The following is a 21,911-nucleotide window of genomic DNA, read 5'->3' on the forward strand; positions in this document are numbered from 1 at the left end:
GGCCGCCGAGCGCGCCCGGGCCGCCGAGCGGGTCGTCGATCGCCCCGCGGCGGAGAAGCCCGAACGGCAGACCGCGCTGGGCCGCCGGCTCCAGTCGCTGGGCGTGCCGACCGACATCGCGTTCCGGGCCAACGTCGCCGACACGTACTCCGCGGTCGTGGACGCCTTCTCGGCGCTGCCGACCGCCGAACCGGCACCCGACGGCCCGGGCGAGACGCTCATCGTCGTCGGCGAGTCGACCCACGCCGTCGAGGTCGCCCGGTGGGTCGCCGAGACGCAGCGCCTCGACAGCAGCCACATCCTGTTCGCCGGTCGCAACGCGGCCGCCGCGGGCATCGACGCGAAGCGCCGGATCACCGGCGCCCACGACGCCCGGCTCTGGGCCAAGAAGCTGCGCAAGTCCGACGCGCCCAGCGTCGTGGCCGTCGAGGCGGCCCTGGACGAGTCCGCCTGGGCCGCCGCGATCGTCGAGGCGGTCCGGCCCGTCGCGGTCTGGGTCGTCGTCGACGCCAGCCGCAAGACCTCCGACGTCGCGCACCACCTGCAGGGCCTGCGCCGCGTCGACGCGATCTGCCTGCGCGGCACGATGTCCAGCGGCGACCCGGCCAGCCCGCTGTCGCTGCGCCTGCCGGTCGCGCTCCTCGACGGCCGCCCGTCCACCCCGTTCCAGTGGGCCGCGATGCTCTGCGAGCGGCTGAGCCTGGTGGGCGGCTGACGTGCTCGGTATGGCGCGGTTCCCCACGCTGTTCCTGGCGTTGCTGATCGCGTCGCCCGCCCTGTACGCCACCTTCGTGACCCACCAGCTCGACCTGCAGACCGGCCTGTTGCGCCTGCTGATCGCGGTGCCGGTGGCGGCCGTCATGCTGGCCCTGTTCCGGTTGGTCACCCGCGACTACGGCAAGGACGACGAGCGGAAGAAGGAGCCGTCCGAATCCGACGGCGACGAGGAGCCGCTGCGGGCCGAGGCGGTGGCCGGCGAGCCCTTCCCGCAGCGCCGTGCCGAGGACGCCCAGTAGACGCCCGGTATGCCGCAGACGCGGTCAGGTGGCCAGGAGGCGCAGGACCAGCGTGACCGAGCGGTCGGTCAGGTTGGCCACCGCGTTCGGCAGCAGCATCATCGCCGTGCCGACGATCAGCAGCGTCAGCAGCACCTTGGCGGGGAAGCCGAACGAGAACGGGTTCAGCGCCGGCGCCGCGCGGGTCAGCAGGCCCAGCGCGACGTCCACCGCGAGCATGATTGCGATCAGTGGCGCCGCGATCTGCAGGCCCGCCAGGAACATGTCGACCATGCCGTCGTTGATGATGCCGGCGAAGGTCTGCAGCGAGAGCGCGTCGTTGAGCGGGATCGCGGTGTACGAGCGCGCGAACCCCCGCAGGATCAGCTGATGGGAGTCGGTGGCGAACATGAGCGCCATGCCGATGAGGTTGTAGAGGCGGCCGAACACGGCGTTGCCCTGCTGGGAGAACGGGTCCATCGAGAAGGCGAGGCTGAAGCCGCCGACGAGGTCGATGAGGTTCCCGGCGACCTGGACGGCGGCGAAGAGCAGCGCGGTGATGAAGGCGAGCGCGGCGCCGACCACGGCCTGCTCGGCGGCGTTGGCGACGAGGACGCCGGCGGACATGTCGGCCGGGATCTGCGGGGCGAGGCGCGGCGCGAGGGGCAGCGCGATCGCCACGGACAGCAGGGCCTTCACCGGGCCCGGGGCGCCGCGGTTGTTGAACGGCGGGCACAGCGCGAGCCACACCCCGGCTCGGATCGATCCGAGGAGGACCGCCAGCACCGTGCTCAGCGGCACGGTGTAGGTGTCAGGCACCTTTGATCAGGTCGGGGATCTGGGCGTACAGCTGCTCGGTGTAGCTGATCATCTCGTGCAGCATCCAGTTGCCGGCGAAGAGCAGGGCGAGCCCGATCGCGGCGGCCTTCGGCACGAAGGACAGCGTCGACTCCTGGATCTGGGTGACGGACTGGAACAGGGAGATGGCGAAGCCGACGATGAGCGCGGTGAGCAGGATCGGTGCGCCGAGCTTCGCGGCGATCGTCATGGCCTGCAGGCTCAGTTCGATGATTTTGGTGTCGGTCATGGAGCACCTCGTCAGTGATAGCTGGCCACGAGGGCGGTGAGGATCAGCCCCCACCCGTTGACCAGGACGAACAGCAGGAGCTTGAACGGCAGTGCGATGGTGACCGGCGGCAGCATCATCATGCCCAGCGACATGAGCGCCGCCGAGACGACCATGTCGATGACCAGGAACGGGATGTAGATGACGAAGCCGATGATGAACGCGGCCCGCAGTTCCGACAGGACGAAGGCGGGCACCAGCGTGGTCAGCGGCACGTCGTCCTTGTTCTTCGGCAGGGGACGGTCGGCGATTTTCGTGAAGAGCGCGATCTCGTCCTTGCGGGTCTGCTTGAGCATGAACGCCTCGAGTGGCTGGACCCCGTCCTTGAACGCCACCGCCTGGCTCTTGTCTCCTTTCAGGTAGGGCTGCAGGCCGACGTCGTTCACCTCGCCGATGACCGGCGACATGATGAAGAGGCTGATGAACAGCGCCATCCCGGCGATCACCTGGTTGGGCGGCACGTTGCTGAGGCCGAGCGCGTTGCGGGTGATCGACAGGACCACGAAGACCTTCGTGAAGCTCGTCGTCATCAGCAGCAGCGACGGCGCGATCGACAGCAGGGTCAGCAGGATGATGATGGTGATCGACTGGCTGGGCTGCACGCCGCCGACGTCGATGTTGACGGTGCCGTCGGGCGGGCTGGGCGGCACCGGCGGTTTCGGGGTCGGCGCGGCCAGGGCGGTGCCCGGCAGGAGCAGCACCGTGCCGAGGACGGCGACACCCAGGACCGCGGACCTCATCGCCGGCCCCGCAGGAACTGCCAGACGTCCTTGGCGAACAGGGAGCCCGCCAGGGGGGACGGCGGGGAGGCCTCGACGGGCGGCTCGAACAGGTGCGCGTCGGCGTCGGCGAGCAGCGATACGCCCGCGTCGCTGACGCCGAGGACCAGGGCCCGGTCGGCGACCTTGACCACCGCGACCGACGACCCGCGGCTGAGCTGCTGGCGGGCGATGACGGTGAGCAGCCCGGCGCCGTGGCCGCCGGTGCCGCGCCGGGCCAGCCGGGCGAGCGCCCAGAGTATTGCAAAAACTACCGTGAGTGAGCACAGGACGCGCAGTGCCAGTTCGATCATGGCAGGGGGTCCTAGGCCCGGTCCGTCGGGCCGACGATCTCGGTGATCCGGATGCCGAAGTTCTCGTCGATCACGACCACCTCGCCGCGGGCGATGAGCCGCCCGTTGACCAGCAGGTCGGCCGGGCCGCCGGCGGCCCGGTCCAGCTCGATCACCGCGCCCGGGGCGAGCGACAGCAGCTCCCGCACGCTCATCCGGGTGCGGCCGAGCTCGGCGGTGACCTCCATCTCGACGTCGTGGAGGAGGTCGAACGCCGGCCGGCCGCGGTCGCCACGCTCCGCGCGGGGCTCGTCGTCGCCACCCGGGCCGCCGGTGACCTCCACCGCGACGGCGAGCGCGACGACGGCCTGGACGACGCCCTCGTCGGTGCGCAGCGGCACGAGGATGCCGCCCGCGTCGATCAGCTGACCCATCGCGTCGCCGGGTTCGAGCACCTCGCCGGGGTCGACGACGACCGGCCCGACGGTGGCCGCCGCGGCCTCGAGGGCGGGCCGGACCGCCTGGCTCAGGTCCAGGGCGCCCATGGGGGAGTTGGCCAGGGCCTCGACCAGGTCGGACGTGACGACGATCGCGACCTCGCCCTGTGCGGTGCCGGCGAACCGGGCGCGGACCGCCTGGCCGTCGATGGCGAGCTCGTCGACGTTCTGGGTGGGCGCACCGACGGAGAGCGGGGAGCTGGCGGGCAGCAGCGCCACGGCGGCCTGTGCGGCCGCCTCGGCGCGGGCCAGCAGGGCCTCGTTGGTGGCGGTGGTCATCGGCGGGTCTCCTCAGCGCGGTTCTGGCCGAGCTGTCCGGCTGGTTGTGCGGCGGGCCGGTGTGTCGGTCGTTGACCCGGCTGTGGGTTCGGCACCACGAGACAGGCCAGTCGGTTGCCCTGGGCGCCGGGGACGGCGTAGGCGAACGTGATGTCCGCCGTCGTCACGGCCAGGGGTGTCGAGGTGGTGTGGGCGAGGGGCACCACGTCGCCGGGGCGCAGGCCGATCAGGTCGGCGGGGTGCATGCGCACCGGCTGGAAGCGCACCGCGACCTCGATCGGCGCGCCCTCGAGCCCGGCCACCACGTTGCGGTACGCGACCTCGCGGGCCAGCCGCTGCGCCTCGGTGAGCACCGCGCTGCCCTGCTCGCCCTGCAGCTTCGGGAAGATCGAGCCGAACGGCAGGCAGATGCTGGCCACACACTCCTCGGTGCCGACCCGCATCTCGAACGAGGAGACGATGACGGCGTCGGAGGTCGCGCCGGCCTGGGCGAACTGCGGGTTGTACTCGATCGTGGTCATCTCCGGCCGTAACGCCACGATGCCCTCGAAGGCGTAGCGCAGCTCGCCGAGCGTCCGTTCGATGAGGCCGTGCAGCAACGGCATCTCGATGTCGCTCAGTGGGCGTTGAGGCTGCGGACCGCCCGGACCGCCGAGCATGTGGTCGATGCAGGCCATGGCGGTGCTCAGGGAGAACTCCAGAATGGCTGTGCCGGGTAGAGGATCGATGCTGAACATGGCGACGACGGTCGGGCTCGACAGGCCGCTGATGTATTCGTCGTAGGTCAGCTGCTCGATGGAGATCAGGCTGACCTGCGACACCGCCCGGAGACTGGTGGTCAACAGTGTGGCGTACTGGCGGGCGAAGGTCTCGTAGGAGATCTGGAGCGTTCGGATGTGTTCTCGGGACAGTTTGGTCGGACGCCGGAAGTCATACGGCTCAGGACCGGAGCTTTTGCCGCCGCGCCGGCTCATCTTGCCGGGCGTGCGGCCGCTACCGGTCGCCGACGTTGACTGCGTCACTCTCTTACCATCGGTCTTTTTGGGTGCACCTTGACGGAAAACGGCCGAAACGGACCTGGAGGTTTCCTTGAAAACCCCCAGATCCGCCGGTTCGTGGCTATTGGATCACGAACGACGTGAAGTACACGTCCATGATCTCTTTCTCCTTCTCCACCGTGTAGGCCTTCTCGATCTTCTCCTTGAGCTCCGCCTTCAGGCGCTCCCGCTCCGCGTTGGACATCAGCTCGGCCATCTCGCGGTTGCTGTACAGGTCGATCGCGATGTCGAGCGCCTTGCTGCCGTCCGGTGCCTCCGCGGCCGCGGCGGTGGCCTGCAGCGACAGCTTCAGCTTCAGGTAGTGCCCGTCCGCCAGGTTGATCGTGATCGCGTCCAGGGGCACCACCACCCCCGGCTCCGGCTCCTTCTCCGCCGTGGCGGAGGACGGCTTGAGCATGATGTAGCCACCCGCGCCGCCGCCCAGCAGCACCACCGCGATCGCGATGATCATGATGAGCTTCTTCTTGCCCTTCTTCGGGGCCTCTTCGGTCGCCGCCTTCTCGTCGTCCGCCATGGTCGCTCCTCAGCCGCCCGAAGAAGCCGAGGGCAGCAGCGCCCGGGTGTCGGCCGGAAGGGACGACAGGACGATGATCTCCACCCGCCGGTTGAGCGACGCCGCGCGCGGGTCGTCCGCCGGGTACAGCGGCTTGGTGTCGGCGTAGCCAGCCGCCAGCAGGCGGTTCTCGGCGATGCCGGCGTTGCTGTGCAGGTAGCGGACCACGGTCGAGGCGCGGGCGGTGGACAGCTCCCAGCCGCTCGGGTAGGTGCCGGTCGTCGCGGCCAGCTGGTTCGTGTGCCCGTCGACCTCGATCTTGTTCGGCAGGCCGGAGATCGCCGGGCCGATGCCCCTCATGATCTCCTGGCCGGCGGACAGCAACTGCGCCTCGCCGCCGTCGAACACGACCGCGCTGGTGACGACGGTGACGACCAGGCCGCGCTCGTCGATGGAGAACTTCACCGAGTCGGCGAGCCCCTCCGCCTTCAGGCTCTCCTCGATCTGGGCCTTGATCTTCTCGAAGTTCTCGACCTCCTGCTGCGCCGCCTTCTGCTTCGCCGACGCCGACGCCCGCTCCTTGGCCGCCACGGCCTCCTGGACCGCGGTCGCGTCGGCAGTGGTGCCGCCGATACCCGAGGACATGTCCATCGGGGAGCTGCTGTCGGAGGACTCCATGAGCGAGGCCTCGCCGCCCTCGAACGCCACCGACGGGGACCCGAAGCCGACCGCCAGGCCGTTCTTGAGCTCCGCGAACTTCTTCTGGTCGACCTGGCTGATCGCGAACAGCACGATGAAGAGCACCATCAGCAGCGTCATCATGTCGGCGTAGCTGACCAGCCAGCGCTCGTGGTTCTCGTGCTCCTCGTCGTGCGCCCCGTGCTTCTTGCCGTGACCCTTGGCGTGCGCACCCTTCGTGCCGCCCTTTGCAGCATGCCCACCTCCGCTCATGCCGCCACCTCCGCTGCGCTCCGGCGTCGGCCTGAGCTCAACCTGTCACATGATGAGCGGACCGAGCCGCTTCGCTGTCCGCTCATTCCGCCACCTCCGCTGCGCTCCGGCGTCGGCCTGAGCTCAACCTGTCACATGATGAGCGGACCGAGCCGCTTCGCTGTCCGCTCATCAGGCGGCCTCCTTCTTCTCGGTGATGCTGCCCGGCGGCAGCAGGCTTCGGAGCTTCTGTGCGACCAGGCGGGGATTGGCCCCTGCCTGGATGTTGATGATGCCGGCGATCACGAGCTCCATCTGTGCGCATTCGAGCTCGGACAGCCGTTTCAACTTGGCTCCCATCGGCAGCCACATGACGTTTGCTGAGAGAACCCCCCAGAGCGTCGCCACGAAGGCGCCGGCGATGAGGTGACCGAGCTTGTCCGGCTCGCTCAGGTTCTCCAGGACGTGGATCAGGCCGATGACCGTGCCGATGATGCCGATCGTCGGCGCGTACCCGCCCATGCCCGTGAAGATCGTCGCGGCATGCTTGTCGGCCTTGCGCTTGGCGTCGACCTCGGCCTCGAGGATCGCCGCGAGCTCCTCGGAGTCGGTGCCGTCGATGGCGAGCTGCAGGCCCTTCTTGAGAAACGGATCCCGCACCTCCTTCATCGCGTCCTCCAGGGCCAGCAGCCCCTCGCGCCGGGCCTTCTCGGCGAGCTTCACGATGTCGTCGACGAGCGCGTCGGCCGGTTGCACGTTGCCCAGCAGCACCCGCTTGAACGAGTCGACGAGCGCGATGGTGTCCTTCAGCATGCCGCCGGCCATGGCCGCGCCGAGCGTGCCGAAGAAGACCAGGATCAACGGCGGCACCAGGAAGATGGAGCCCGGGCTGCCGCCTTCAAGGATCATCGAGGCGAAGATCGCAATGAAGGCCAGCACGATGCCGATGATGGTTGCCGGATCCATGTGTCAACGCTCCCGACGATGCAGCTGGACGACGTTGGTCTCCTTGACGCGCTCCCGGGCGTCCTCGGCGCGTTCGGCCGAGGTCTGCCCGACGAGCTGCTGCGCGTCGACGACCACCTGCGCCCGGTACTGGCGGATCAGCGCCACCAGCTCCGGCAACGACTCGGCGATCAGGTACTTCGTGCCGTCGACCAGCGTCACGACGGTGTCGGGGGTGCAGTCGGCCCGCTCGACCAGGTCGGGGTTGAGTGCGAACACCGGGCCGTTGAGTCTGGTCAGCAGGATCATCGACGCGCTCCCGTCCTTGGTGGTTTGTGGGCGAGGCCCCCTCCGTGGTGCCTTCGGACTTCACATCGGACCGATCGGCCGACAGGTGAGGAGTTGACGGTTGCCGGGGGGTAGCTACGACAAAGGCCCGCCATCACTGGCGGGCCTTTTCTGCAGGAGAGTCCGGTTACCGCTTCAGGTTCACCAGTTCCTGCAGCACCTCGTCGGACGTGCTGATCACCTTCGAGTTGGCCTGGAAGCCGCGCTGGGCCACGATCAGGTTGGTGAACTCCTGGGCGAGGTCGACGTTGGACATCTCCACCGCACCGCTCTGCAACGTGCCGAGACCCACCGTCCCGGCCACGCCCACCTGCGCCAGACCCGAGTTCACCGTGAACCGGTAGAGCGAGTCGCCGACCTTCTCCAGGCCGGGCGGGTTGTTGAAGTTGGCCAGGGCGAGCTGCGCCACCGTCTGCTTGTTGCCGTTGGAGAACACGCCGACCAGCTGACCGTCGGGGTTGATGCTGAACGACTGCAGCGTCGCCGCCGGCGAGCCGTTCTGGCTCAGCGGGCTCACCGTGGTGTTGCCGGTGTACTCCGTCAGCCCGGCCAGGTCGACCTCGACGCCGATGCCGTCGTTGTCCGGGTCGTACAACAGGCCGATCTTCGTGTCGCCGTTCGAGTCCGTGTACGTCGGCGCGCTGATCTGCCCGTTCGGCAGGAACGTCAGGGGCGTGGACGCCGAGGGCGTGCTGCCGTCGCTGACGACCGCCTCCCAGCCGCCGGCGGTCAGCGTGAACGTCGTCGTCAGCGTCACCACGTTGCCCTGCACGTCGTACGTCTTGATCGCGCGCGGGATCGTGGTGTTGACCGGCGCGTCGGCCGGCAGGTTGCCGGCCAGGACCATGTTGCGGGTGGCGTTCGGCGCGATCAGCGTGCCCATCGGCAGCCGGATGTCGCCGATCGGCGCGTTCGTGTTGACCTCGCCGTTGACCGCCGGCCAGCCCTGCACCGCGGCGCCGGTCGGGGTGACCAGCTTGCCCTCGGCGTCGAAGTTGAACGCGCCGGCCCGGGTGTACAGCAGCTCGTCGGTGGAGTTGACGACGAAGAACCCGTCACCGGAGATCATCACGTCGGTGGCCCGCCCCGTGGTCTGCGCCGACCCCTGCACGAAGCTGGTGTTGATCGCGCCGAGCCGCACGCCCAGACCGACCTGCGCCGGGTTCGTGCCACCCTGCCCCTGCTGCGGGGCGCCGGCGGCGCGCATCATCTGGCTCAGCGTGTCCTCGAACACCACCTGCGACGACTTGAACCCCAAGGTGTTGACGTTGGCGATGTTGTTGCTGGTGACATCCATCATCTGCTGGTGGGCCCGCAGACCGCTGATGCCGGAGAAGAGTGAGCGGAGCATTGGGGAGGGGTCCTTTCAGGATGCCGGGCCGCGGACTTCCTTGACCGCACTGAGCGCGACATCCTTGTCGCCGACCCGCAGGGTGGGGCTGGTGCCTGAGAACGCCGCCGCGGTCACCACGCCGGACTGCTCCTTGCCGTCCTGGTCGGTGTACGCGACGGTCTTGCCGATGAGGTTGCTCGCGCCGAGCTGCAGCTGGGCGGTGAGCAGGCTCTGCTCCATCGTCGCCAGGTCGCTCAGCTTCTCGACCGTCGTGAACTGCGCCGTCTGCGCCAGGAACTCCGAGTTGTCCATCGGCTTCATCGGATCCTGATACTTCAGCTGCGCCACGAGCAGCTTCAGGAACGCGTCCTTGCCCAGGTCACCGCCGGGCTTCGCGGGCGCTTCCTGCTTTTTCGCGCCGTCGGTCCGGCTGACGTCGTCCGGCGCGTCCGTCTTCGGCACGTAGTCGCTGACGTTGCCAGGGACCGGCTTCGGGACGTAGGCGCCGACGCTGCCACTGACGGGTGTCGTCGGGGTGGTGATGGCGGAACCCCCTCCTAGATGCGCACGTCGACCAACGCGTCTGCGCCGTCCGGTTCGCGGACCTCCGCATCCGCCCGTGGTTCGGGTGCCTGCTGTTGTGATCGACCCCGCGACTGCCAACCTGAGAACTGTTGCGATTGGTTGCCCGGCCGGCCGGTATCTGGTTGCGAACCCTGGTGCAGGTCCAGCGTGCACTGGGCGAACCCGCCGTCGCGCAGGTCCTGCCGCAGGTCCGGCAGCGCCGCCTGCAGCGCCGCCCGGGCCGCCTCGCTGCCCGTCGCCAGCTGCACGGTGATCGCCCCGTCGCGCACCTCGGCGACGATGCTGACCGGCCCCAGGTCACCGGGGCTGAGCTGGATCGTCATCCGGTGCACCCCGTCAGGTCCCTTCCGCAGCGGCGTCAGCACCATCGCCACCTGGGCGGCCACCGGCGGCTGAGCGGTCGCCGGAGCCTGGTTGGGTGGCACGGACGCCGGCCCGGCCGTCGTCAGCTGCGGCTGCTGCGGGGGTACGCCCACCGCCTGCACCTGATCCTGCCCTCCCCGTGTCTCGCTGCCCGGCTGTCTGCCCCGGTCGTGGGTGCCGCGGCCCTGGGCGTCGCCCGCGAGGGCACCCTGCGCGGCCAGCTGCGCGGCGAACTGCGGCAGGCCCGGGTTGGTGACCACGGCCGGCTGATCGGCGCCGGCGGCTCGCGCCCCGGTGCCGGTGGCGGCCTCCGCGTCCACCGGCGCGCCGGTGCCGGTCTGGACGGCGGCGACCTGGACCGCTACCTGCGCCGCTACCTGGGCTGCTGCCTGGGTCGCGGCCGGGACAGCGGCCTGTGGCGCGGCGGTGGGCGGTGCGGTGCCCGGCAGGATGGGGCCCGGCTGGGGGAGCAGTTGCGAGACCCCGGCGCCGCCGACCGTCTCGGCGGCCGAGGTCTCGACCTGTGCGCCTGTCTGTGCGCCTGTCTGTGCGCCTGTCTGTGCGCCGGTCTGGGCACCGGCCTGCGCTCCGGGCTGCGCGACGAGGTCGGGAACGGCCCGGGCGGTGGCCTGGACATGCGGGGCGACCGCCGGAGCGGCGGCCTGATGGACGGGTTCCGGTGCGGCGGCATCCGGGGCCGCGGCGATGAGGCGGTGTGCCGTTTGGGTCGCCCGAGGTGCCTGCGGCGCCTGCGTCACGGACGGCCCCTGCGGCGCCTGTGCCACGGACGGCACCTGCGCCACCTGGGTGGCGAGGGGGATCTGGGCCGGCCGGGCCGCCTCGACGAGCTGCGCGGCCTGCGAGAGGAGGTTGACGCCGGCCGGCGCGGGCTGCCGTCCCACCGCGGCGGCCTGCTGTCCGACCGGTGTGACGGCCACGGGCGCAACGGTTGCGGCCTGGACGGGGACGGCACCGGGCCCGGCGACCAGTCCTGCGGCGGCCTGCCCTGGGGTGGCGGGTCCCGTGATGGCCGGTTCCGCGGTCCGGTCGCCGGTGGCCGGTGCGTGGCCGGCCGCCGGCGACCCGGCGGTGGGGAGACCGGCGCCGGGCAGCGGGTTGCCGGTCCAGGCGCCGAGGTCCGCCGGTGGGCCGGCCGATGCGGGCGACCCGGCCCGGGCTGCCGCCGATGACGTGCCGGCCGGCACACCGGTCCGCGGCGGGCCCAGGAACACCCCCTGCGTCCCGACCGGCCTGACGGCCGTCCCGGCCGGTCCGGTGATCGCGGGCGGCACCTGCACCGGCGCGCCGGTCGCGTCGACGGGCACGGCCACCGCGGTGACACCGGGCCGCGCCGACGCGGCGACGAGCATCGCCTCCAGGGTGCCCGGCCCGGTGGGCCGCGCCCCGGCGGCCGGGTTCCCGGTGCGCCGCCCCACGTCGCCGCCGGCGGTCCGCGCCACCTCCGGGTGTTCGAGCCCCGCCGGTTCCGCGTTCTCGGCCGGCCGTGACGTCCCGCCGGGCGTCGCGTCGCCACGATCCTGGGGCATGGCACCGGGCCCGCGTTCGGCGGTGGTGGCCGGGCGCGCCGGCTCCCGCACGGTCGCGGCGGTGCGGTCGCGGATGGGCGGGTCGGCGCGGTCGCGGGCCTCCGGGCGGCGGTCGGTGTCGGCCCGCCGCACGATCGCGTCGCGCTGCTGGTGCACGGCCGCGCCGGCGAGGACCGCGTCGGGATCGGGTCTGCGCGGCCGTTCGTCCCGGACCCGGCGGTCCCGCACCGGCGACCGGCGCTCCGGCTCGCGGTCCTGGTCCCGGGCCTGATCGTGCCGCCGGTCGGCGACGGCGCGGTCGCGGGCACCCTGTGTCGGCGCCCCCAGCGACGCGCGGCCGTGGGTCGCCGCGGCCAGGGCGGCGGCGAAGGCGTCGGACGGACCGCTGGGGGCGATCGGATCCGGGCCGCGGGTGGTGCCCGCGGCGCTGGTCGCGTCCAGTGGCACGGTCATGCGAACCCTCTTCCCGCGAGCTGTTCCATCGCGGCCTTGACCTTCGGCACGTAGGCCTGGGTCTGTGCGAACGGCGGGATGCCGCCGTACCGGCTGACCGCGCCGCCGCCGGCGTTGTAGGCGGCGAGGGCCAGGTCGATCGAGCCGAAACGGTCCAGGTTCGACGACAGCATCCGGGCCGCGCCGTCGACGGCCTGCGCCGGGTCGAGGGCGTCGACGCCGAGCCCGCGGGCGGTCGCCGGCATCAGCTGCATGAGTCCCTGCGCGCCGGCGCCGCTGACCGCGGCCGGGTTGTATCCGGATTCGACCTTCGCGACCGCGGCGAGGAGCGAGGGCGCGAGGCCGTACTTCGCGCCCGCCTGCTGGAACAGGTCGGCGTAGGGCACCCCGGTCAGCGACGCGGGTCGCATCGCCGCCGCCGTGACCATCCCACCGGCCGAGGCGGCACCGGTCGCGTCGAGGGACGTGGTGGGCACGATCCGGCGGATGGCGGTCGGGGTCTCGTACACCTCCTGGATCTTCACCACGTCGCCGGCGTGCGGGGCGGCGATCATGCGGTTGTCGCCGAGGTAGAGGCCGACGTGGTCGACGGGGCTGCCGAAGGCGAGCAGGTCGCCCGGGCGGGCGTGGGCCAGGTCCGCCACCGCCGTGCCCTCGCGGGCCTGGTCCTTCGCGACCCGGGGCAGTTTGACGCCGAGGTCGGCGTAGACGCGCTGGACGAGCCCCGAGCAGTCCAGGCCGCTCTCCGGGTTCGTGCCGCCGAACACGTACGGCGTGCCGAGGTACTGCTTCGCCGTGTCCACGACCGTGGCGCCGGTAACCGCCCGGGAACCGTCCATCGTGGACGTCGTGGATTGCAGCGCCGCCGCGAACGCGTCGCCGCCGCCGGCCGCGGCGGGTGCGCCGAGCCCGATCCGGCTGCGGATCTCGGCGACCCGGGCCTGCGCCTCGTAGACGGTCATGCGTCCTCACTTCGTTCCGGGCGCCTGACCTGACACTGTCCCCCTGATGACCGGCCCGAGACGCTTCGCTGGCCGGTCATGCGTCCTCACTTCGTTCCGGGCGCCTGACCCGATACTGGGCTGCTGATGACCGGCCCGAGGCGCTTCGCTGGCCGGTCATGATTCCCCCCGGCGGTTGAAGGCGGCGGCGGTGGTCAGGTCGTCGACGGCCTTGGCCTCGATCGCGGCCGCCGTCTGCTTGCGGGTCAGGTCGTGCCGCTCCTGGAGCTTCTCGATGGTGCGGTGCTGCACGGCCGCGTCGGTGAGGTCGTCGAGCCGTTCCTGGACGGTCTCGTCGGCCAGCGACGCCGCGCCGATCGCCGCGGACAGCGCGCCCGCGATCGCCTGCCGGGCCATGAGGGTCGCGGCGAACGCGGCCGACGTCGCCCCGTCCGTGACCCGCCGCCCGTCCAGGTCGCGTTCGCGGGTGTGGACCGTGCCGTGCGCCGACGCGGCCTCGCCGCGGGCCCGCACGACGGCCGCCTTCGCCGCGTCCTCCTGTGCCTTGCGGGCCCGCAGGACCGCGCCCAGCCGGAAACCGTTCTTCGCCATCAGGATTTCACCAGCGCATCCAGCATCGACCACGCCAGCGGAGCCGGGGTGGTGTCGTCCATGTCCTGTCGCAGGAAGTCGTTGATCTGCGGCCACAGCGCCCGGGCGCGGTCGGCGTCCGGGTTGGTGCCGCTCACGTACGCGCCGATCTCGACGAGCTCGCGCACGTCGCGGTGGGCGGCGAGCATCCGCCGCAGGGCGGTCGCGTCGGCGCGCTGCTCCCGGGTGGTGACCGCGTTCGCGACCCGGGAGATCGACTCCAGCACGTCGATGCTGGGGAAGTGCCCGGACGTGGCGAGCCGCCGGTCGAGGGTGATGTGGCCGTCGAGGATCGAGCGGGCGGTGTCGGCGATCGGCTCGTTGTGGTCGTCGCCCTCGACGAGGACGGTGCACAGGCCGGTGATCGAGCCGACGGGCGCCGGGCCGGCCCGCTCCAGCAGGCGGGGCAGCAGCGCGAACACGCTCGGCGGGTACCCGCGGGTCGCGGGCGGCTCGCCGGCGGACAGGCCGACCTCGCGCTGGGCCATCGCGGTCCTCGTCAGGCTGTCCATCAGCAGCAGCACGTCCTGGCCGCCGTCGCGGAAGTACTCGGCGATCCGGGTCGCGACGAACCCGGCGCGCAACCGCACCAGCGGCGGCTGGTCCGACGTCGCGATCACGACGACCGACCGGGCCAGCCCCTCGGGTCCGAGGTCGTTCTCGATGAACTCGCGGACCTCGCGGCCACGCTCGCCGACCAGGCCGATCACGGAGATCTCGGCGTCGGTGCCTCTGGTGATCATCGACATGAGGCTGCTCTTGCCGACCCCCGACCCGGCGAAGATGCCGATGCGCTGCCCCCGGCCGCACGGCACGAGGGTGTCCAGCGCGCGCACCCCGAGCGACAGCGGTTCCTGCACGCGGCCGCGGGCGAGGGCGTCGGGCGCGTCGTTCTCGACGGTCACCCGTTCCAGGCCGGTGAGCGGCGGCCCGCCGTCCATCGGGCGGCCGAGCCCGTCGAGGATGCGGCCGCGCAGTTGCGGGCCGACGGCGATCTCCAGCGGCGAGCCGGTCCCGCGCACGGGGCTGCCGGTGCCGATGCCGGTGAGCGCGCCCAGGGGCAGGCAGGCGAGCCGGTCGCCGTCGATGGACACGACCTCCGCCGGCACCGCCGATCCGGCCGGGCCGATCTCGACGAGGTCACCGACGCGGCCGGTCACCCCGGCGACGGTGACCGACAGGCCGACGATCGAACTGACCCGGCCCGTGACGCGCGGGTTGGCGGCCCGGCGGGCGGCGGCGATGCGCTGCTGGAGCGACGACGTCACTGTTCGAGCACCTCCCGCACCCGGTCGAGGGCCGGGCCCAGCCGGGCGTCGACCGTTGTGGCGTCGCACAGCGCGAGGGCGTCACCCGGTCCGAGGCCCGGGTCGTCCACGAGGGACACCGTGCGGCCGTCCATGACCAGTTCCGTCTGTCCTATCGTCAGCCGGTCCGCCGGGTTGAGCCGGACCGTCACCGGACTTGCCGACGGCACCAGCGCGAGCGCCCGGGCGAGGGCCTCCCGGCCGGGTTCGGTCGCGGTGCGCAGCTCCCGGCCGAGGACCGCCTCGGCCAGCGCGAACGCCGTCGCCACGATCTGGTCCTCGACGTCCTGCGCGGCGGGCACGGCCCGGCGCTCCAGAGCGCCGGCGGCCGCGCCGATCGCCTGCAGGGCATGCTCGACGCGCTGGCGGTGCAGCTCGGCGATCTCGGCGGCCTCGGCGGCGACCCGGGCGGCCTCCGCCTCGGCACCGGCGCGCGCCTCCCGCCTGCCCTGCGCCCACCCGGCGGCGTAGCCGGCGGCCTCCGCCTCGGCGCGGACCTGCGCGACGAGCTCCGGCGGGAACGTCTCGCGTTCCCGCAGGTCGACGTCGAAGCGGGCGGAGGGCGCGGCGCCGGCCCGGTCGTCGGTGAGCACGTTCTCGCCGTACCGGACGACGGCCGGGATCTCCGGCTGCGGGAAGGCCCGGGTCGCCGGGGTCGGTGGTGGCGGGGGCGGCGGCGGGAACGCCGGCCGGGGCGGGCCGGCCTTCTTCTTCGGCGGCGGCGGGAACGCGAGGGGGTACTCAGCCGACGAACTCATCGTCGTCTCCCCGGCGGATGGTGATCTGGCCCGACTCCTCCAGGGTGCGGATCGCCTGGACGATCTTCGCCTGGGACTCCTCGACCGTGCGCAGGCGGACCGGGCCGAGCATCTCGATCTCGTCGCCGAGGTTCTCCGCGGCGCGTTCGGACAGGTTCTTCATGACCTTCTGGCGGACCTCGTCGCGGACGCCCTTCAGCGCCGTGGCGAGGTCGTTGGTCTCGACCTGGCGCAGCACGAGCTGGATGGACCGGTCGTCCAGGGACACGATGTCCTCGAACATGAACATCTTGGAGCGGATCTCCTCCGCCAGCTCGGGGTTGCGCCCGGCGAGCCCTTCGAGGATCAGCCGCTCCGTGGCCCGGTCGGTCCGGTTGATGATCTCGACGAGCGGCTCGAGACCGCCGACCGCGGACAGGTCGCTGGGCTGCAGCACCGAGGACATCTTGCGTTCCAGGGTCGACTCGACCTTGCGGATGATGTCGGGCGAGGTGCGGTCCATGACGGCGATGCGGTGCGCGACGTCCGCCTGCAGCTGCGGGGCGAGCCCGCCGAGGATCTGCGACGCCTGCGTCGCGGTCATGTGCGCGAGGACCAGCGCGATCGTCTGCGGGTGCTCGTCCTCCAGGAACGACAGCAGCTGGCGGGGGTCCGCCTGGCCGAGGAACCCGAACGGCACGTCCATGAAGACCGTGTTGAGCCGTCCGACGATCTCGCCGGCCCGCTCCCGGCCGAGCGACGCCTCCAGCAGATCCCGTGCGAAGTCCAGCCCGCCCTGACCGACGTACCGGTGCCCGGTCGCCATGTCGTGGAACTCCTCGAGCACCACGTCGGCCACGTCGCCCTCGACCTGCCCCAGCCGCATGATCTCGGCGGTCAGCTCCTCGACCTCGGCCTCCCGGAGATGCGACATGATCTTCGCCGCGTCTTCCTTGCCCATCTGTACGAGCAGGATGGCCGCCTTGCGCAGCCCGGACAGCTCCCCGGTGGTCATGGTGCCTCAGCCGCGGCGGTCGGCGAGCCAGCCGCGCAGCAGCTGGGCCACCTCGTCGGGCTGCTTCTCGACCATCTGGGTGATGTCGCGGAAGCGGCCGTCGCGGTCGAACTCCTCGCCCGGGCCGCCGGCGCCCTCCAGGGCGTGGGCGCCGCCGATGCCGCCCTGACCCTCCAGGGCCAGCTTCGCGCGGGCCGCCTCGATCGCCGCCTGCATCTCCTCCAGGGCCGCGTTCTGCTGCTCGGTGAGCTTCGCCTTCTCGGCCTTGCGCCGCCGGCGGCCGGAGATGGCCGCGACGATCAGCAGGATCAGCAGCGCGAGGATGATCAGGCCCATCTGGATGTACTTCTGCTGCAGCTGGCCCTGCTCGGCCTTCGCCGCCTCGGCGGCGGCGCTCTGCTCCGCCTCGGCCTTGGTGGTGTCGAACGCCATCGAGCTGACCGCGATCTGGTCGCCGCGGGTCGCGTCGAGGCCGACGGCGGAGGAGACCAGCTGCTGCAGCTGCGCCTCGTCGATCTTCGCCGCGGAGCTGTCGACGATGACGGCGACGGCGAGCTTCTTCACCGCGCCGGGGGCCGACTTCTTCGTCTCGGTGACCATGCCGACCGCGTTGTTCCGGGTCTCCGTGGACTGCTGGTACGTGCCGTCGCCGCCGGCGCCGGTGCCGTTGGGCACCTGGATGTTGTCGGGACCCAGGACGCCGCCGACGGGGGTGCCGTTGCCGCCCGTGTACTGCTCGGAGGTCTTCGACTCCGACAGCGGTGGCACGGCCGGGTCCGCGACGTACTTCTGCGTCTTGGTCTCGGTGGCGTCGAAGTCGAGGTCCGCGGTCACCTGCACGACGGAGTGGCCCGGCCCGACGACGGTGTCGAGCATGTTCTGCAGCGCGGTGTTGAGCCGCTGCTCGTAGGCCGAGGTCTGCCCGGACTGGCCGTCCGGGGACGAGCCCGGGCCGTCGCCGGAGCTGGACAGGACCTTGCCGTTGGCGCCGACGACGGTGACCGCGGTCGGCTCGAGGCCCTCGACGCTGGAGGAGACCAGGTGCACGATCGAGGTGACCGCGCCGTTGGGCAGCGCCTTGGTGCCGGTGTCGACGAGCACCGACGCGGTCGGCGCCAGCTGGTCGTCGGTGAAGACGTCCTTCTGCGGGATCGCCAGGTGCACGGTGGCCTTGTTGACGCCGTTGATCGCCTCGATCGTCTTGCCGAGCTCGCCTTCCAGGGCCCTGCGGTAGGTGACCTGCTGCATGAACTCGCTGGTCATGATGCCCTGCTTGTCGAGCAGGGCATACCCGGCGTCGCCGGAGGCGGGCAGGCCGGCGCCGCTCATCGAGATCCGCAGGTTGTACACCTGGTCACTGGGCACGTTGATGGTGCTGCCGCCGTCGGACAGGGTGTAGGTGACGCCGTCGGCGTTGAGCTTGTCGACGATCGCGCTCGCGTCGCTGGCCGCGAGATTGGAGAACAGCGGTGCCATGGTCGGCTTGCCGGCCCAGGTCGCGAAGAAGTAGCCGCCGATCGCGAGGGCCAGCACCGCGACGATGGTGACCACCCGCTGCCCGGGGGTGAACGCGTTCCAGCCGTCCTTCCCCCGTTGCAGGAGGGCGGTGAGCCGTTCGCGCATCAGGCCTGCATCCTCATGATCTCGTTGAAGGATTCGAGGGCCTTGTTCCGCACGGCGACGGTGAGGCTGGTCGCGAGGTTCGCCTCGGTCGCCGCGATCATGTAGTCGTGCACGTCGGTGAGCCGGCCGGTGGCGGCCTGCACGGCGAGGTCGTCGGCGGTCTGCTGCACCTGCTGGAGCTGCTGGAGGCCCTGCGCGACCATGGCACCGAAGTCGGCGCCGGACGTCGAGGGCCCGGTCGTGTCGGACGTGGAGATCGGCGCGAGGGCGGGGAGGGCGTTGACCGCCCCGACGGCGGTGACGGTCATGATCAGCCCTTCCCGATCTGGATCGCGGCCTGGTACGCGTCCTTCGCCCGGTCTACCACGGTCAGGTTCGCCTGGTAGCCGCGCTGCGCCATGATCATCTGGGTCATCTGCGAGCCGAGGTCGACGTCGGGGTACTTCACGTAGCCCTCGTGGTCGGCCAGGGGGTTCTCCGGCTCGTAGACCAGGCGGCCCTTGGGGTCGCCGAGCGCGGTGCCGGCGACGACCGCGCCGCCCTCCCCGGTGCCGTAGTCGACGGCGCGGGCCTGCACGTAGCGGGCGCGGAACACCTGGCCCGAGGTCGGTGCGGCGTCGTTCATGTTGGCGACGTTGTCGGAGATCGCGTCCAGCCACTTGCGGTAGACGGTGACGCCCGTGCCGGCGATGCCGATCGCGCTGAAGATGGTCATCGTCAGCCCCTGATCGCGGTCCGCAGCAGCACGAACTTGTCGTCGACCCCGCGCAGCATCGTCTGGTACCGCAGACCGGTGTCGATGTTGGAGAGCACCTCGTGATCGAGGTTGACGTTGTTGCCGTCCTCCCGGGTCGGCTCCATCGAGCGGGCCACGGCGATCGTCGCGTCCTTCGGCGTGCCCGCCTCGACCGCGTTGAGGAGCGAGTCCTCGAACGACACCTTCCCGGCGAGGAAGCCGGGCGTCTCGATGTTGGCGATGTTGTCGGCGATGACCCGCTGCCGCTTGGCCAGCCCCGTCAGGGCGCTGTGCAGGGTGACCGACGTGACGTCCTCGAACACGGCAGGGAACCTCCCGTCCACCGGAAATCGGTGGCGCTTGCGGTGTGTCGCCGGTCCCTGGCTGCTGCGATGAGCGATCCTTGCTCGTTAGAGCCATCGGCGCCGCCCAGCGGGGGTTGAGGAATTCGGCCTCGGGGAAAACCCCCACGGCGCGAATCCGGGTGTGAGTCGGGTGCAGCCCGGATGTTTCCGGCGCGGCCGGTCCATAGCGTCTCTCTACGTGGAGAAGAGACCAGTTACCGTACGGGTGGCGCGCTGGAGCGCGGAGCACCCTTGGCGCGCAATCGCACTGTGGGTCGTGTTCGTCGCTGTCTGCTTCGTCGGCGGCAACATGGCGGGGACCGTCGAGGCGAGCAACTCCGACCAGGCCATCGGCGAGTCCGGCCGGGCCGACGTCATCGTCAACGACGGCAAGTTCGACAACCCGGCGACCGAGAGCGTGCTCATCACGCCGCTGTCGGGCCAGCTGGACCGCGGCGCCGCCGACAAGGCCGCCGCCGACGTGGCTGCCGCCATGAAGGCGCTGCCCGAGGTCGCCTCCGTGAGCGACCCGCTGCCCTCGCACGACGGCGGCGCGCTGCTGGTCCGGGTCACCATGAGCGGCGACCCCGAGACCGCCCAGGAGCGGGTCGGCAAGCTGCTCGACGCCACCGCGGGCGTGCAGAAGGCCCACCCGGAGCTGCGGGTCGAGGAGACCGGCGGCGAGTCCATCGGCCAGGCCATGGACGACACCCTCGGCAAGGACTTCCAGCGGGCCGAGTTCCTCAGCCTGCCGGTGACGTTCGCGATCCTCATCGTCGCGTTCGGTGCGCTTATCGCCGCCGGCGTGCCGGTGCTCCTCGCGCTGATGTCGGTCGCGGCCGCGCTCGGCCTGTCGACGCTCGCCTCGCACCTGGTCCCGTCGACCGACACGACCGCCAGCGTCATCCTGCTCATCGGCATGGCCGTCGGTGTCGACTACTCGCTGTTCTACCTGCGCCGCGAGCGGGAGGAGCGGGCGAAGGGCCGCAACCACCTCGACGCCGTCGAGATCGCGGCCGAGACCTCCGGGCACGCCGTGGTCGTCTCCGGCATCGCCGTGACGATCGCGATGGCCGGGCTGTTCCTCGCCGGTGACGTGGTCTTCTCGTCCCTGGCCGTCGGCTCGATCCTGGTCGTGCTGGTGTCCGTGATCGGTTCGCTGACCGTCCTGCCGGCGCTGCTGTCGAAGCTGGGCCGCTGGATCGACCGGCCCCGCGTGCCGGTGCTGTGGCGCCTCACCCGGCCCCGCGCCGCGGCCGAGGGCCAGTCCAGGGTCTGGAGTTTCATCCTCCGGCCCGCCCTGCGCAAGCCGGCGATCACCCTCACCGTGTCGGTCCTGGCCCTGCTGGCTCTCGCGGCGCCGGCCCTGACCATGCGGCTGAGCTTCCCCGGCATGGAGGACCTGCCGCGCACCACACCGGCGATGCAGGCCTACGACCGGCTCGTCAAGGCGTACCCGAGCAACGGCACCGTGCACACCGTCGCCGTCCGCGTCCCGGCCGGGCAGCTCGACGCCACGAAGGCCGCGCTGGCCGAGCTGGCGAACCGGGCCGCCGCCGACCCGCTGTTCGCGCCGCTGGACGAGGCCCCGGACATCGAGGTCTCCGCCGACGGCACGGTCGCGGTGCTCGACGTCGCCACCCCGTTCGCCGGCCGCTCCGAGCAGGCGAAGGAGTCGCTGACCCGGCTGCGTGAGGTCATGGTGCCGCAGACCGTCGGCAAGGTCGCGGGCACCGACGCCGCGGTGGGCGGTTTCGTCGGCGCCGACGTCGACTACGCCGACCACGTCAAGCACAAGCTGCCGCTGGTTGTCGGGTTCGTGCTGGTGCTGACGTTCCTGGTGATGGCGTTCACGTTCCGCTCGGTGGTCGTCGCGGTCACCTCGATCGGCCTCAACCTGCTCTCCGCCGGCGCCTCCTACGGCCTCGTCGTCCTGATCTTCCAGGGCACCTGGGCCGAGGGCATCCTGGGCTTCAAGTCCATGGACGCGGTCGTGTCGTGGCTGCCGCTGTTCCTCTTCGTGGTGCTGTTCGGCCTGTCGATGGACTACCACGTCTTCGTCGTCAGCCGCATCCGCGAGGCGGTCAAGCAGGGCATGTCGACCCGCGACGCGGTGGCGCACGGCATCACCGGCTCGGCCGGCGTGGTCACCAGCGCGGCGATCGTGATGGTGGCGGTGTTCTCCATCTTCGCGACGCTGAGCACGGTGGACATGAAGCAGCTCGGGGTCGGCCTGGCCGCCGCGATCCTGCTCGACGCGACCATCATCCGCGCGGTCGTCCTGCCCTCGCTGATGACGATGCTGGGCAACGCCAACTGGTGGGCGCCGCGCTTCATGCGCCGCCGCGAGGTGCCGCCCGCGCCGCCCGCGCACGAGCGGGAGCTGGTCGGCGCCGGGCGCTGAGCAGGTCGGCTTGAGTGCGTCGCGCAGCGGCGCATGGGGGTTCGCGGGGTGGGAACCCCCCGCGCGGGACCCGCCGCTTGCGGTGGGGCAGCTGGAAACAGGGGTAAGACCGGCCGGCACCGTTGTTCTCAACGGTGCCGGCCGGTTGCC

24 protein-coding genes and 1 pseudogene are annotated in these 21,911 nt (G+C 71.5%); 3 read left to right on the plus strand and 22 right to left on the minus strand.

The annotated features are described in order from the left end of the window. Together ACFPIJ_RS26720 and ACFPIJ_RS26725 are read left to right on the plus strand one after the other, a co-directional pair. Window positions 1-715 (plus strand): annotated as a pseudogene (locus ACFPIJ_RS26720) (hypothetical protein); the annotation flags it as partial. Window positions 716-725: 10 nt separating this feature from the next. Beyond that, complete coding sequence (locus ACFPIJ_RS26725; RefSeq protein ID WP_380118451.1) at window positions 726-1,016, plus strand: hypothetical protein; 291 nt, start codon at window positions 726-728, stop codon at window positions 1,014-1,016. 24 nt (window positions 1,017-1,040) lie between these two features. Here ACFPIJ_RS26725 and ACFPIJ_RS26730 read toward each other — a convergent pair whose 3' ends face one another. The 22 genes from ACFPIJ_RS26730 to ACFPIJ_RS26835 form a co-directional block, all read right to left on the minus strand. Further along, complete coding sequence (locus ACFPIJ_RS26730) at window positions 1,041-1,814, minus strand: flagellar biosynthetic protein FliR (RefSeq protein WP_380118453.1); 774 nt, start codon at window positions 1,812-1,814, stop codon at window positions 1,041-1,043. After that, window positions 1,807-2,082: a flagellar biosynthesis protein FliQ gene (gene fliQ, locus ACFPIJ_RS26735; protein WP_203854693.1), complete on the minus strand. Its 276-nt coding sequence runs from the start codon at window positions 2,080-2,082 to the stop codon at window positions 1,807-1,809. Before fliQ ends, ACFPIJ_RS26730 begins: the two co-directional genes overlap by 8 nt. Window positions 2,083-2,093: 11 nt before the next feature. After that, window positions 2,094-2,861 carry a flagellar type III secretion system pore protein FliP gene (fliP, locus tag ACFPIJ_RS26740; protein WP_380118455.1) on the minus strand — a complete coding sequence of 256 codons (768 nt, stop codon included), beginning with the start codon at window positions 2,859-2,861 and terminating at the stop codon, window positions 2,094-2,096. Further along, window positions 2,858-3,193, minus strand: a complete 336-nt coding sequence (locus tag ACFPIJ_RS26745; RefSeq protein ID WP_380118457.1) for a FliO/MopB family protein — start codon at window positions 3,191-3,193, stop codon at window positions 2,858-2,860. Before ACFPIJ_RS26745 ends, fliP begins: the two co-directional genes overlap by 4 nt. Before the next feature lie 11 nt (window positions 3,194-3,204). Then, window positions 3,205-3,948, minus strand: coding sequence for a flagellar motor switch protein FliN (gene fliN / locus ACFPIJ_RS26750; protein ID WP_380118459.1), 744 nt, complete (start codon window positions 3,946-3,948; stop codon window positions 3,205-3,207). Further along, window positions 3,945-4,970 carry a flagellar motor switch protein FliM gene (locus ACFPIJ_RS26755; RefSeq protein WP_380118461.1) on the minus strand — a complete coding sequence of 342 codons (1,026 nt, stop codon included), beginning with the start codon at window positions 4,968-4,970 and terminating at the stop codon, window positions 3,945-3,947. Before ACFPIJ_RS26755 ends, fliN begins: the two co-directional genes overlap by 4 nt. A gap of 97 nt (window positions 4,971-5,067) precedes the next feature. Then, window positions 5,068-5,520, minus strand: a complete 453-nt coding sequence (locus tag ACFPIJ_RS26760; protein WP_380118463.1) for a flagellar basal body-associated FliL family protein — start codon at window positions 5,518-5,520, stop codon at window positions 5,068-5,070. 9 nt (window positions 5,521-5,529) lie between these two features. Then, window positions 5,530-6,450, minus strand: coding sequence for an OmpA/MotB family protein (locus ACFPIJ_RS26765; protein WP_380118465.1), 921 nt, complete (start codon window positions 6,448-6,450; stop codon window positions 5,530-5,532). A 171-nt stretch (window positions 6,451-6,621) separates the two neighbouring features. Next, complete coding sequence (locus ACFPIJ_RS26770) at window positions 6,622-7,395, minus strand: flagellar motor protein (protein ID WP_380118467.1); 774 nt, start codon at window positions 7,393-7,395, stop codon at window positions 6,622-6,624. A gap of 3 nt (window positions 7,396-7,398) precedes the next feature. Next, window positions 7,399-7,683, minus strand: a complete 285-nt coding sequence (locus ACFPIJ_RS26775) for a flagellar FlbD family protein (RefSeq protein WP_380118469.1) — start codon at window positions 7,681-7,683, stop codon at window positions 7,399-7,401. A gap of 166 nt (window positions 7,684-7,849) precedes the next feature. Then, window positions 7,850-9,073, minus strand: coding sequence for a flagellar hook protein FlgE (locus ACFPIJ_RS26780; RefSeq protein WP_380118471.1), 1,224 nt, complete (start codon window positions 9,071-9,073; stop codon window positions 7,850-7,852). A 15-nt stretch (window positions 9,074-9,088) separates the two neighbouring features. After that, window positions 9,089-9,517 carry a flagellar hook capping FlgD N-terminal domain-containing protein gene (locus ACFPIJ_RS26785; RefSeq protein ID WP_380118473.1) on the minus strand — a complete coding sequence of 143 codons (429 nt, stop codon included), beginning with the start codon at window positions 9,515-9,517 and terminating at the stop codon, window positions 9,089-9,091. Between the two features lie 95 nt (window positions 9,518-9,612). Beyond that, window positions 9,613-12,003 carry a flagellar hook-length control protein FliK gene (locus ACFPIJ_RS26790; RefSeq protein ID WP_380118475.1) on the minus strand — a complete coding sequence of 797 codons (2,391 nt, stop codon included), beginning with the start codon at window positions 12,001-12,003 and terminating at the stop codon, window positions 9,613-9,615. Beyond that, window positions 12,000-12,965 carry a transglycosylase SLT domain-containing protein gene (locus tag ACFPIJ_RS26795; RefSeq protein WP_380118478.1) on the minus strand — a complete coding sequence of 322 codons (966 nt, stop codon included), beginning with the start codon at window positions 12,963-12,965 and terminating at the stop codon, window positions 12,000-12,002. The genes ACFPIJ_RS26790 and ACFPIJ_RS26795 overlap by 4 nt, the downstream gene beginning before the upstream one ends. Window positions 12,966-13,121: 156 nt before the next feature. Next, on the minus strand, window positions 13,122-13,556 hold the full coding sequence (locus tag ACFPIJ_RS26800) for a cell envelope biogenesis protein TolA (RefSeq protein ID WP_380118480.1): 435 nt from the start codon (window positions 13,554-13,556) through the stop codon (window positions 13,122-13,124). Next, the gene (locus tag ACFPIJ_RS26805) at window positions 13,556-14,863 is read right to left on the minus strand and encodes a FliI/YscN family ATPase (RefSeq protein WP_380118482.1); all 1,308 of its coding nucleotides are present in this window, start codon (window positions 14,861-14,863) and stop codon (window positions 13,556-13,558) included. The genes ACFPIJ_RS26800 and ACFPIJ_RS26805 overlap by 1 nt, the downstream gene beginning before the upstream one ends. Continuing rightward, window positions 14,860-15,660 (minus strand): FliH/SctL family protein, encoded by an 801-nt coding sequence (locus ACFPIJ_RS26810; RefSeq protein WP_380118484.1) that lies wholly within the window; start codon window positions 15,658-15,660, stop codon window positions 14,860-14,862. Before ACFPIJ_RS26810 ends, ACFPIJ_RS26805 begins: the two co-directional genes overlap by 4 nt. After that, complete coding sequence (gene fliG / locus ACFPIJ_RS26815; protein ID WP_380118486.1) at window positions 15,644-16,654, minus strand: flagellar motor switch protein FliG; 1,011 nt, start codon at window positions 16,652-16,654, stop codon at window positions 15,644-15,646. Before fliG ends, ACFPIJ_RS26810 begins: the two co-directional genes overlap by 17 nt. 6 nt (window positions 16,655-16,660) lie before the next feature. Continuing rightward, entirely contained in the window at window positions 16,661-18,277 is a 1,617-nt protein-coding gene (gene fliF, locus ACFPIJ_RS26820; protein ID WP_380118488.1) for a flagellar basal-body MS-ring/collar protein FliF, read from the minus strand. Then, window positions 18,277-18,585, minus strand: a complete 309-nt coding sequence (fliE, locus tag ACFPIJ_RS26825; protein ID WP_380118490.1) for a flagellar hook-basal body complex protein FliE — start codon at window positions 18,583-18,585, stop codon at window positions 18,277-18,279. The genes fliF and fliE overlap by 1 nt, the downstream gene beginning before the upstream one ends. Before the next feature lie 2 nt (window positions 18,586-18,587). Further along, a complete protein-coding gene (locus tag ACFPIJ_RS26830; protein ID WP_380118492.1) occupies window positions 18,588-18,992 on the minus strand; it encodes a flagellar basal body rod protein FlgC in 405 nt (134 codons plus the stop codon). A gap of 2 nt (window positions 18,993-18,994) precedes the next feature. Beyond that, window positions 18,995-19,336, minus strand: a complete 342-nt coding sequence (locus ACFPIJ_RS26835; protein WP_203854675.1) for a flagellar basal body rod protein FlgB — start codon at window positions 19,334-19,336, stop codon at window positions 18,995-18,997. A gap of 298 nt (window positions 19,337-19,634) precedes the next feature. Between ACFPIJ_RS26835 and ACFPIJ_RS26840 the strand changes: the two genes are divergently transcribed. Beyond that, window positions 19,635-21,761: an MMPL family transporter gene (locus ACFPIJ_RS26840; RefSeq protein ID WP_380118494.1), complete on the plus strand. Its 2,127-nt coding sequence runs from the start codon at window positions 19,635-19,637 to the stop codon at window positions 21,759-21,761. Window positions 21,762-21,911 lie beyond the last annotated feature (150 nt).

Origin of the sequence: Dactylosporangium cerinum, assembly GCF_042653625.1 — a bacterium.
Taxonomy (GTDB): domain Bacteria; phylum Actinomycetota; class Actinomycetes; order Mycobacteriales; family Micromonosporaceae; genus Dactylosporangium; species Dactylosporangium cerinum.

What these genes read in the sequence shown, in the direction of transcription:
- ACFPIJ_RS26725 (WP_380118451.1), top strand. Translation starts at nt 726, where the DNA reads ATGGCGCGGTTCCCCACGCTGTTCCTGGCGTTGCTGATCGCGTCGCCC.
- fliQ (WP_203854693.1), bottom strand. Translation starts at nt 2,082, where the DNA reads ATGACCGACACCAAAATCATCGAACTGAGCCTGCAGGCCATGACGATC.
- fliP (WP_380118455.1), bottom strand. Translation starts at nt 2,861, where the DNA reads ATGAGGTCCGCGGTCCTGGGTGTCGCCGTCCTCGGCACGGTGCTGCTC.
- ACFPIJ_RS26745 (WP_380118457.1), bottom strand. Translation starts at nt 3,193, where the DNA reads ATGATCGAACTGGCACTGCGCGTCCTGTGCTCACTCACGGTAGTTTTT.
- fliN (WP_380118459.1), bottom strand. Translation starts at nt 3,948, where the DNA reads ATGACCACCGCCACCAACGAGGCCCTGCTGGCCCGCGCCGAGGCGGCC.
- ACFPIJ_RS26760 (WP_380118463.1), bottom strand. Translation starts at nt 5,520, where the DNA reads ATGGCGGACGACGAGAAGGCGGCGACCGAAGAGGCCCCGAAGAAGGGC.
- ACFPIJ_RS26765 (WP_380118465.1), bottom strand. Translation starts at nt 6,450, where the DNA reads ATGAGCGGAGGTGGGCATGCTGCAAAGGGCGGCACGAAGGGTGCGCAC.
- ACFPIJ_RS26770 (WP_380118467.1), bottom strand. Translation starts at nt 7,395, where the DNA reads ATGGATCCGGCAACCATCATCGGCATCGTGCTGGCCTTCATTGCGATC.
- ACFPIJ_RS26775 (WP_380118469.1), bottom strand. Translation starts at nt 7,683, where the DNA reads ATGATCCTGCTGACCAGACTCAACGGCCCGGTGTTCGCACTCAACCCC.
- ACFPIJ_RS26780 (WP_380118471.1), bottom strand. Translation starts at nt 9,073, where the DNA reads ATGCTCCGCTCACTCTTCTCCGGCATCAGCGGTCTGCGGGCCCACCAG.
- ACFPIJ_RS26790 (WP_380118475.1), bottom strand. Translation starts at nt 12,003, where the DNA reads ATGACCGTGCCACTGGACGCGACCAGCGCCGCGGGCACCACCCGCGGC.
- ACFPIJ_RS26795 (WP_380118478.1), bottom strand. Translation starts at nt 12,965, where the DNA reads ATGACCGTCTACGAGGCGCAGGCCCGGGTCGCCGAGATCCGCAGCCGG.
- ACFPIJ_RS26800 (WP_380118480.1), bottom strand. Translation starts at nt 13,556, where the DNA reads ATGGCGAAGAACGGTTTCCGGCTGGGCGCGGTCCTGCGGGCCCGCAAG.
- ACFPIJ_RS26810 (WP_380118484.1), bottom strand. Translation starts at nt 15,660, where the DNA reads ATGAGTTCGTCGGCTGAGTACCCCCTCGCGTTCCCGCCGCCGCCGAAG.
- fliG (WP_380118486.1), bottom strand. Translation starts at nt 16,654, where the DNA reads ATGACCACCGGGGAGCTGTCCGGGCTGCGCAAGGCGGCCATCCTGCTC.
- fliF (WP_380118488.1), bottom strand. Translation starts at nt 18,277, where the DNA reads ATGCGCGAACGGCTCACCGCCCTCCTGCAACGGGGGAAGGACGGCTGG.
- fliE (WP_380118490.1), bottom strand. Translation starts at nt 18,585, where the DNA reads ATGACCGTCACCGCCGTCGGGGCGGTCAACGCCCTCCCCGCCCTCGCG.
- ACFPIJ_RS26830 (WP_380118492.1), bottom strand. Translation starts at nt 18,992, where the DNA reads ATGACCATCTTCAGCGCGATCGGCATCGCCGGCACGGGCGTCACCGTC.